Here is a 9,430-nt window from a genome sequence, read left to right as displayed (position 1 = left end):
GTCTACGGCAGCTTCGAGGTCGCCGCCGACGGCAGCTGGACCTACACCCTCGACAACGAGTCGGCCGCGGTGCAGAGCCTGACGCCAGATGACACCATCAGCGAGCAGTACACCGTGACGCTGACCGATGGGACGACCACCACGGTCGACATCACCATCACCGGCGCGACCGATGCCGCGCCGACCATCACGCTGGCAGACAAGGAAGTGACCGAGGCCACGGGTGCCACTGTCACTGACACCTTCCAGGTCGAGGCAGATGCCGGCATCGCCAGCGTCACCATCAATGGCACGGATATCACTTCGGCGTCAGTGGATAACCCCATCGTGATTCCGGGCGCGACTGATGACGAAGGGATGCTGACCATTACCGGCTACGATTCAGGCACCGTGTCCTACACCTATGTGGAGGATGGTACGGCTGCGGATCACACGGCTGGTGACAATAGCGTGTTCGACAACTTCGCCGTGGTCGTCACTGACTTGGCAGGACAGAGCACGAGCGACAGCCTTGACGTCAAGATTCTGGATACCGCGCCGGTTGCCAACCCTGATGAACGCACCAGCGAGGAAGATGCGACGGATGAACTGACTGGCAACGTGATTGACGGTATCAATGACACCGCCGATACGCTGGGCGCCGATACGCCGTTCATGGTCTGCAAACTGGACGATAAAGGGATTGCCGACGGCGGCAGTGCGACCGTCACCGGCGACTATGGCACGCTGACACTCAATAGTGACGGCAGCTATACCTACGTATTGGATACCACCAAGACGCAGTCGCTGGCTGATGGTGTGCAGGCGGAAGATGTCTTCACTTATGTCCTGGAGGACAGTGATGGTGATACGTCTACCACCACGCTGACCATCAACATCACGGGGTCTGACGATCTGCCGGTACTTACCGCAGACACTGGTGCCGTGAGTGAGGACGACGTACTGAGTGCCACTGGTGCGCTGACGGCTACCGACGTGGACGGCATCGCTCCGACCTTCGTCGCCGCCACCGATGACAGCAGTGTCTACGGCAGCTTCGAGGTCGCCGCCGACGGCAGCTGGACCTACACGCTTGATAACGACAGTGCAGACGTACAAGGCCTGATTGAAGGACAGACCGTCACCGAGCAATACATCGTGAGCCTGTCGGATGGCACCAGCACTACCGTCGATATCATTATTACCGGTGCTGATGATGGTGAGCCGACCATCGACTCGTTGGAAGATCAGTCAGTCATCGAGGGTGAGGGTGCGACCGTCACCGATACCTTCAATGTCCAGGCTGATACTGGCATCGCTACCGTCACCATCAACGGCACCGATATCACCGGCGCGACTGCAGACAATCCGGTCGCGATTCCTGGCACGGATGGTGATGAAGGTACGTTGACCGTCACTGGCTACGATGCCGACACGGGCACCGTCTCTTACCGCTATGTGGAAGATGGTACTGCCGCTGATCACTCTGGCGGCGATGACAGCGTTGTCGATAGCTTCACCGTGGTGGTGACGGATGTTACCGGTGCAACAGCCACCGACAGCCTCGACGTCACGGTTCTGGATACCGCGCCTGTCGCCAATGATGACACCTACACCATTCGTGAGGACGATACTTCCCCTGATGGTGAGCCGGTGATCAGTACCAATGTCATCACGAGTGTTTTGGGTCGTGGTCAGGATGAGCTTGGTGCCGACGCCGTGACCATCACGAAACTGGACGGCATCTTGCTGGCAGACAACGGGGGTAGTGTTACCGTCGATGGCAGCTATGGCAGCCTGACCCTCAATACCGATGGCAGCTTCAGTTATGACCTGGACGATGTACGTGCCCAGGCATTGGGAGCGGGTGATCTGGTCAAGGAGGAGTTCGAGTACACCATTCTTGATGCGGATGGGGATTCGGATACCGCTGTCATCACCATCAATGTCCAGGGCTTGAACGACAAGCCGGTGGCCTATGACGATGGCCCGATTCTGGTCGAGGAAGATACTCCGGTCAGCGGCAACGTCCTGAGCAACGATGTTGATGCCGATGGTGATGAGTTGAGCGTCTTCAGCTTCACTGTTGACGGCGATACCTACGACCCGGGCGAGACGGCGGATCTTGGCGAAGTCGGCACGCTACTTATCAATGCCGATGGTACCTTCACCTTCACGCCCGGCGAGAACTACAACGGTCCGGTGCCTGATACCACCTATGTGATCACGGATGGCACCGAGTTCGATGAAGCCATTCTCAGCTTCCAGGATGTCACGGCGGTCGATGACCCGGTTGTCATCAGTGCCGATGATGGCGCTGTTGCCGAAGATGGTGTGACACAAGCGTCGGGTACGCTGACCGCGACCGATGTCGATAGTGTTGCGCCGACATTCGTGGCCGCGACCGATGACAGCAGTGACTACGGCAGCTTCACTGTCAATGCTGACGGTAGCTGGACCTATACGCTCGACAACGACACAGCTGCTGTTCAGGGGCTGACGTCTGAAGACGAGATTGTCGAGCAGTACACCGTCACGCTCAGCGATGGTTCCACCACGACAGTGGATATCGTGATCACCGGTACTGATGATGCACTGCCGGTCATCAATTCACTGGAAGATCAGTCCGTCACCGAAGCGACAGGAAGTACGGTCACCGATACCTTTACCGTGAAAGCTGCGGCAGGTATTGCGGCAGTGACGATCGCTGGTGTGGATATCACGGATGCCAACACCTCACCGGTAGTGATCTCCAATCCAGATGGCGAAGGGACGCTGACCGTCACAGGCTATGATGCCGACACCGGGGTGGTCTCCTACAGCTATGTGGAAGATGGCACTGCGGCTGATCATTCCGGTGGCGATGACAGTGTCGTTGACGACTTCGCTGTCGTGGTGACGGATCTTGCCGGTCAGAGCACCGCATCCAGTCTGGATGTCACCGTTCTGGACACCGCGCCGATAGCCAATGCTGATACCCGCAGCATGAACGAGAATCGCAGTGCTGCCGTTACCGGCAATGTGGTGGACGGCTCATCTGCGACGGCGGACACCCTGGGGGCCGATGCGGTCACCGTCACCGCCGTCACTTCCGGATCAGAAACCGTCGCGGTGAGCGATGGCGCGGCGGCTGTGATCACTGGTGCTCATGGCGAGCTGACGCTTGAAGCGGATGGCTCCTACAGCTACCAGTCAGCACGCGAAGATCTGCAGTTCCTCGCGGCGGGTGAGTCGGTCACGGATGTCTATACCTACGTGATCAGGGATGCTGACGGTGATACCTCCAGCACCACTCTGACGATCACCATCAATGGTCGCAACGACGGCCCGGCGATCAGCGTCAACAGTGGTGATAGCGCCTCCGCCAGTCTGACGGAAACGGACTCCGCCCTGAGCACCAGCGGTACGCTGTCGGTGACGGATGTGGATCTCAGCAATAGCGTGACGCCAAGCGTGACCAGTGTCTCCAGCAATGGTGATACTGGCGCGCTGGACAACGATGATCTGCTTGCGCTGCTGGGGGTGGACACCGGCGCCATCATCGATGACGAGAACACTGAAGGGACGCTCAACTGGACCTTCGACAGCAGTGCTGCCGGGGAAAGCTTCGACTACCTGTCTGCAGGCGAGTCACTGGTCCTGACCTACACCGTCACTGTCACGGATACGGCGGGAGCGACAGCTACCCAGGATGTCACCATTACCATTCAGGGGACGAATGACGCTCCGGTGGTGACTGCGACTGAAGGCCGCGTCAGCGAAGAAGGGCTCGAAGGCGGTATCGCCGACAGTGATGCGGCTGATGGCTTCACGGATACTACCGATGCCACCATCGTCACCGGTACGGTTTCGGTCACGGATGTCGACAGTGACAGTGTCTCGCTGGTGCTGACGGCGCCTGCCACGGCCATCACCTCCGGTGGCAGTGCGGTGACCTGGTCCGGCAGCGGCACCCAATCAATGGTGGCAACCGATGCCGAGGGCAATGAAGTCGCGACGGTCACCATCGATGACAGCGGCGCCTATACCTTCACTCTGAGTCAGGCGGTTGATCACTCGGGTGACGGGGAAGATGTCCTGTCTCTGGACTTCGGTGTACTCGCAACGGATAGCGAAGGCGCAAGCTCCACCGGCACGCTGACCATCGGCATCGAGGATGATGCCCCCGAGCAGCAAGAAGCACAGAGCTTCTCCTCGACGTTGGTGGATACCAATCTCACTATCATTCTTGATGTGTCAGGTTCCATGAATGCAACTGATGGAATCGATGGTGAAACTCGCCTGCAGAGCGCTATTGATTCCATCAAGTCTCTGATTGAGGCCTACGATGACTTTGGTGACGTACGTATCAATCTGGTGACATTCTCATCCATCGGTACGGCTCAGAATGCTTGGGTGACCGTAGGAGAGGCTGAGAGCATTCTGGATAACCTGCAGGCCGGTGGTTATACCAATTATGATTCCGCTCTTGCAGCTGCTATCGAGAATTATTCTGAAGATGGAGCATTGGAGGATGCGCAAAGCATTTCCTATTTCTTCTCCGATGGTGAACCTAACTTTGGTGATGGTGATGATGAAGCCCTGAATGTGCTTGTGGGTAATACCATCTTCCGTTCAGATGCAGGTATCTCGGAGAGTGAAGAGAATATCTGGACAGATTTTCTGGTGGAGAATGGCATCAAGTCATACGCGATAGGACTGGGAGGCAGTGTCGATGAAGACAACCTCAATCCAATTGCCTACGATGGTTCAGCGGACGAAGATATCGATAGTACAGTCGTGACCAGCTTCGAGGATCTGGACGATACGCTTGCTGCCACGGTCCAATCACCCGTCAGTGGTCAGCTGGTATCAGGCAGTTCCGTAGATGGCAGTTTGTTGGGAGCGGATGGTGGTTATCTGCAGTCGGTCACTGTGGATGGCACTACCTACAGTTATGATCCGGATACCAATGCTGTTTCTGCCACTGGTACCGACAACAGCAGCTACGATGCAGGCAGCCTGGAGTTGACCATCTCGACGGATCTGGGTGGCAGCATGCTGTTCAATCTGGGGACCGGTGACTTCTCCTATACGCCGCCGGACAATGTCAGTGCGCGTTCCACGGACAGCTTCGATTACGTCACGGTCGACAACGACGGGGATACCAACACTTCAAGTGTCAGTATCGACGTCGACAAGCTGTCGGTCCTGATCGGGACCTCTGGCAACGACACCCTGACAGGCGATGGCGATGGCCCGTTCTATGCCGATTATCTGATTGGCCAGGGCGGCAATGACATCTTGAGTGGCGGTGTGGGCAGCGATCGTCTGGAAGGCGGCAGCGGCAACGATGCGCTGCGGGGCGGCACCGGCAACGATATCCTGTCCGGTGGCGAGGGCGATGATCTTCTGGTGGGTGGCTCCGGCAACGACATCCTCACTGGCGGCGATGGGGCAGACACCTTCCAGTGGATGAGTGGTGATGACGTCAACAGCGAAGGCGGCATGGCGACGGATACCATCACCGACTTCAGTGTGGCGGATGGCGACGTCATCGATCTGTCGGATCTCCTTCAGTCCAATGGGGACGCCGATGCGCTCTCGAGCTTCCTGCACTTCGAGTCAGATGGAGACGGCGGTACCACCATCGAGATCAGTGTGGACGGCTCTGCGGGCAGCAATGTCACCCAGGAGATCACTCTGCAGGATGTGGATCTGACATCGGGCGGTGATTCCGATGCCCAGATCATCCAGTCGCTGCTGGATAGCAATAGCCTCAAGACCAACGTTGACGGTTGATGCAAAAGATAAGGGAGATGGCTTAGGCCATCTCCCTTTTATTGCATTAGACTTCACCGAATGAATGTCTGCGAAGTGCCCCACTAAGGAGGACAGGTTGAGCGATCAACCCACGCCATTGAGACCAGAGCCGGTCGGCGAAAGAGAGGGCGACCCTCTGCTGAATGCGCTGGTGTTCATGGCGCGTTACCACGGCAATCCCCGGTCAGCCGCCGTGCTGACGGACGGGCTGCCGATGGAGGACGGGCGTTTGCCTCTGGCGCTTGTCAGCCGTGCAGCCGCGCGTGCCAATCTGAGCGCCAAACTGGTCAATCAACAGATCACCGCGATCAGCGATCTGTTGATGCCCTGCATTCTGATGTTGAATGAAGGGCGCGCTGTCGTGCTGCTGGAAGTGGATGCCAAGACAGAAAAGGCGCGAATCCACCAACCGGAAGCGGAAGGCGATGCATGGATCGAACTGGAAACGCTGACGGCACGCCATGATGGACGAGTGGTCTACCTGAAGCAGGAGCACCGTTTCGATGAGCGCGCCCCGGAAACGCTGGAACAGAGCGATGGCCACTGGTTCTGGTCGACGCTGAAGCTCTCGACGCCTATCTATCGTGACGTGATTCTGGCCTCTGTCCTGATCAATCTGTTTGCCGTGGCATCGCCACTGTTCGTGATGAATGCCTATGACAAGGTGGTGCCCAATCTGGCGTTCAACACCTTGTGGGTCATGGCGACGGGCATGGCGATCATCATGGTATTCGATTTCGTGATGCGGCAGACGCGTGCCTATTTCATGGATACCGCCGGCAAGAAGTCCGAGGTGCTGCTGACTTCCAAGCTGTTTGCCAAGACCATGAATCTGCGCATGGAGTCGCGCCCCGGCTCCGTGGGCGGCTATGTGAAGCATCTCCAGGAATTCGATTCCATTCGCGAGTTCTTCACGTCAGCGACGTTGACCACGCTCGTCGACCTGCCGTTTGCGCTGCTGTTTCTCGCCATTATCTGGATCGTCGCCGGGCCCCTGGTACTTGTGCCCCTGATAGCTCTCGTCATCCTGCTGATCTACAGCCTGGCGATACAGAGACCGCTGCGCAATAGCATCGAGAAGGGCTCGCGGCTGGCGACCGAGCGCAATGCGCGTCTCGTGGAAGCGGTCTCGGGGCTCGAGAGCCTCAAGCTGGCCAATGCTCAGGGAGAGACCCAGCGCCGCTATGAGCGTGCGGTGGGTCAGATCGCTCATTGGGGGGTGAAGAGCCGCAATCTGACGACATCCGTCAGCTCGCTGAGCATGTCATTGACGCAGGCCACCACGGTGGCACTGGTCGTGTTCGGGGTCTATCTGATCGCGGATGCACGACTCTCGGTGGGTGGGTTGATTGCCGCGGTCATGCTTTCCGGGCGCGCGCTTCAGCCCCTGGGGCAACTGGCGCTGCTGATTACCCGTATCGGGCAGACGCGCAGTGCCATGAGTGCGCTTGAGCAGATCATGGCGTTGCCTGAAGAGGCAGAAGATCGTCGGTACGTGCATCGCGAGACACTGCAGATGCGGATCGAGTTCGATCGTGTCGGCTTCGCCTATGCGGCCAACACGCCGCCGGCGGTGACCGATATCTCGTTGACCATCGAGCCAGGCGAGCGAGTGGCCATCATCGGCCGTATCGGTGCCGGCAAGAGCACCCTGCAGCGCCTGATCTGCGGACTCTACCGTGCTACCGCCGGCAGCGTGCGAGTCGATGGTCTTGACCTCAACCAGATCCATCCCGCCGATGTCCGGCGTCATATCGGGCATGCCGGTCAGGACAGTGCGCTGTTCTTCGGCTCTATCCGCGACAACATCACCCTGGGGCAGCCGCATGCCAGTGATACCCAGATTGAGCTTGCGGCCGATGCTGCCGGCGTGACCGAGTTCACTCGCCATCACCCGGAGGGACTTGATCGCCAGGTCGGGGAAGGGGGACGGATGCTGTCCAGTGGCCAACGTCAGACGGTCCTGATGGCTCGGGCGCTTCTGATGCGACCGCCGCTGCTGTTGCTCGATGAGCCCGGTTCGCACATGGACAATCGTGCCGAGCTGCGTCTGAGGCGTATGCTCAAGTCATTGCCGCGTACCCAGACCATGGTGCTGGTGACGCACAAGAGCAGCATGCTGGAAGTGGTAGACCGCGTCATCGTGATGGAAGGTGGGCGTATCGTCGCTGACGGTCCCAAGGACAAGGTATTGAATGCCTTGAATGAAGGGCGTGTGTCCGGGCGCAAGCAGGAGGCTCAACGTGGCTAAGGCACCGATTGAACAGCGCGATCTTCACCACCTGGATGACGTCAGCTCAGCCGTTCTGCTGGCGACCCCCTGGAAGTCACGCATCCTGATCTGGATGGTGCTGGCCTTCATCGTGGTGTTCGTCATCTGGGCCAGCCAGGCAAGCCTGGAGGTCGTGACGCGAGGTTCCGGCAAGGTGGTGCCCTCCACCCACCTTCAGGTCGTGCAGAATCTGGAAGGGGGGATCGTGCGCGAGATCTACATCAAGGAGGGGCAGATCGTGTCGCCCGGAGAGCCCTTGCTGCGCATTGATGACACCAGCGCCGGTTCCGACCTGCGTGAGCGTGTCTCTACCCTGGATGGCCTGCAGGCCACCATCATCCTGTACGACACCGAGCTGGATTCCATCGCGGTGGACGCCTCTGCCGATGACTGGAAGGACCAGGTCGTCATGACCCGCGTCCCCCTGCCATTCGATGAGGAGTTCAAGACTCGCAGTCCTGCACTTGTCGCGCGTGCGATGACTGCCTATCGCACCCACCTCAACCAGTTGAACAGTGGCTTGAATGGCTCTCGTGAGCAGATTCTGCAGAAAGAGCAGGAGCTGAGAGAGCTGAAGTCACGCATCAATAGCCTGGAGCGCAGCTACCAGCTGTCACGTCGTGAGCTCAACATGACAGCACCGCTGGTACGTGAAGGCGTGGTATCGCAAGTCGATCTGCTCAAGATCCAGCGTGAGGTGAATGATCTGCGGGGGGATCTGGAGTCGGCGCGACTGGCAGTGCCCGGCAAGCAGTCGGAGCTGGATGAGGCCATCTCGAATCGTGTCGGTGTTGCCCAGGAATTTCGCTCGCGTGCAGCAGATGAGCTGGCCAAGACTCAGGCGGATCTCGGGCGATTGCGTGAGGGGCGTACCAGTCTTCAGGACCGTCTTGACCGTACTTTGGTGACGTCTCCCGTTCAGGGGGCCATCAAGACCTTGAATATCAATACCATAGGCGGGGTCATCGAGCCTGGCGAAGATCTGATGGAAATCGTTCCCATCGAAGATCAGCTGCTGGTCCAGGCCCGGGTGGCACCCAAGGACATCGGCTTCCTGCGTATTGGCCAGCCTGCCGTAGTCAAGCTGTCCGCCTACGACTTCACCATCTATGGAGGACTCGAAGGCGAGGTGGAGCAGATCAGTGCCGACACCGTTCAGGATGAAGAAGGCAACAGCTTTTATGAAATCAAGGTGCTCACGGAGCAGAACCACCTTGGAAGTGACTCAGACCCGCTCACGATCATCCCGGGCATGCAGGCCAGCGTGGATGTCATCACCGGTGAGCAGACCATCCTGCAGTACCTGATGAAGCCGATTCTGCGCGCCAGGCAAGGTGCCTTGCGTGAACGTTGATCATGGACATGAAGTATTCAAGG

3 protein-coding genes are annotated in these 9,430 nt (G+C 58.5%); all 3 read left to right on the top strand.

Annotated features, from left to right (window positions below):
* Positions 1-5,760 (top strand): VCBS domain-containing protein (locus tag ACZYGA_RS03690; protein WP_479398341.1); only part of this gene is annotated, 5,760 nt, incomplete at its 5' end.
* A gap of 97 nt (positions 5,761-5,857) precedes the next feature.
* Positions 5,858-8,032 (top strand): type I secretion system permease/ATPase, encoded by a 2,175-nt coding sequence (locus tag ACZYGA_RS03685; protein WP_258038320.1) that lies wholly within the window; start codon positions 5,858-5,860, stop codon positions 8,030-8,032.
* Complete coding sequence (locus ACZYGA_RS03680) at positions 8,025-9,407, top strand: HlyD family type I secretion periplasmic adaptor subunit (RefSeq protein WP_084207911.1); 1,383 nt, start codon at positions 8,025-8,027, stop codon at positions 9,405-9,407. The genes ACZYGA_RS03685 and ACZYGA_RS03680 overlap by 8 nt, the downstream gene beginning before the upstream one ends.
* Positions 9,408-9,430: the final 23 nt, after the last annotated feature.

The organism is Cobetia sp. BL01 (assembly GCF_056493605.1).
The sequence above is the reverse complement of the archived record's forward strand: the minus strand, read 5'-3'. Positions and strand labels throughout refer to the sequence as shown.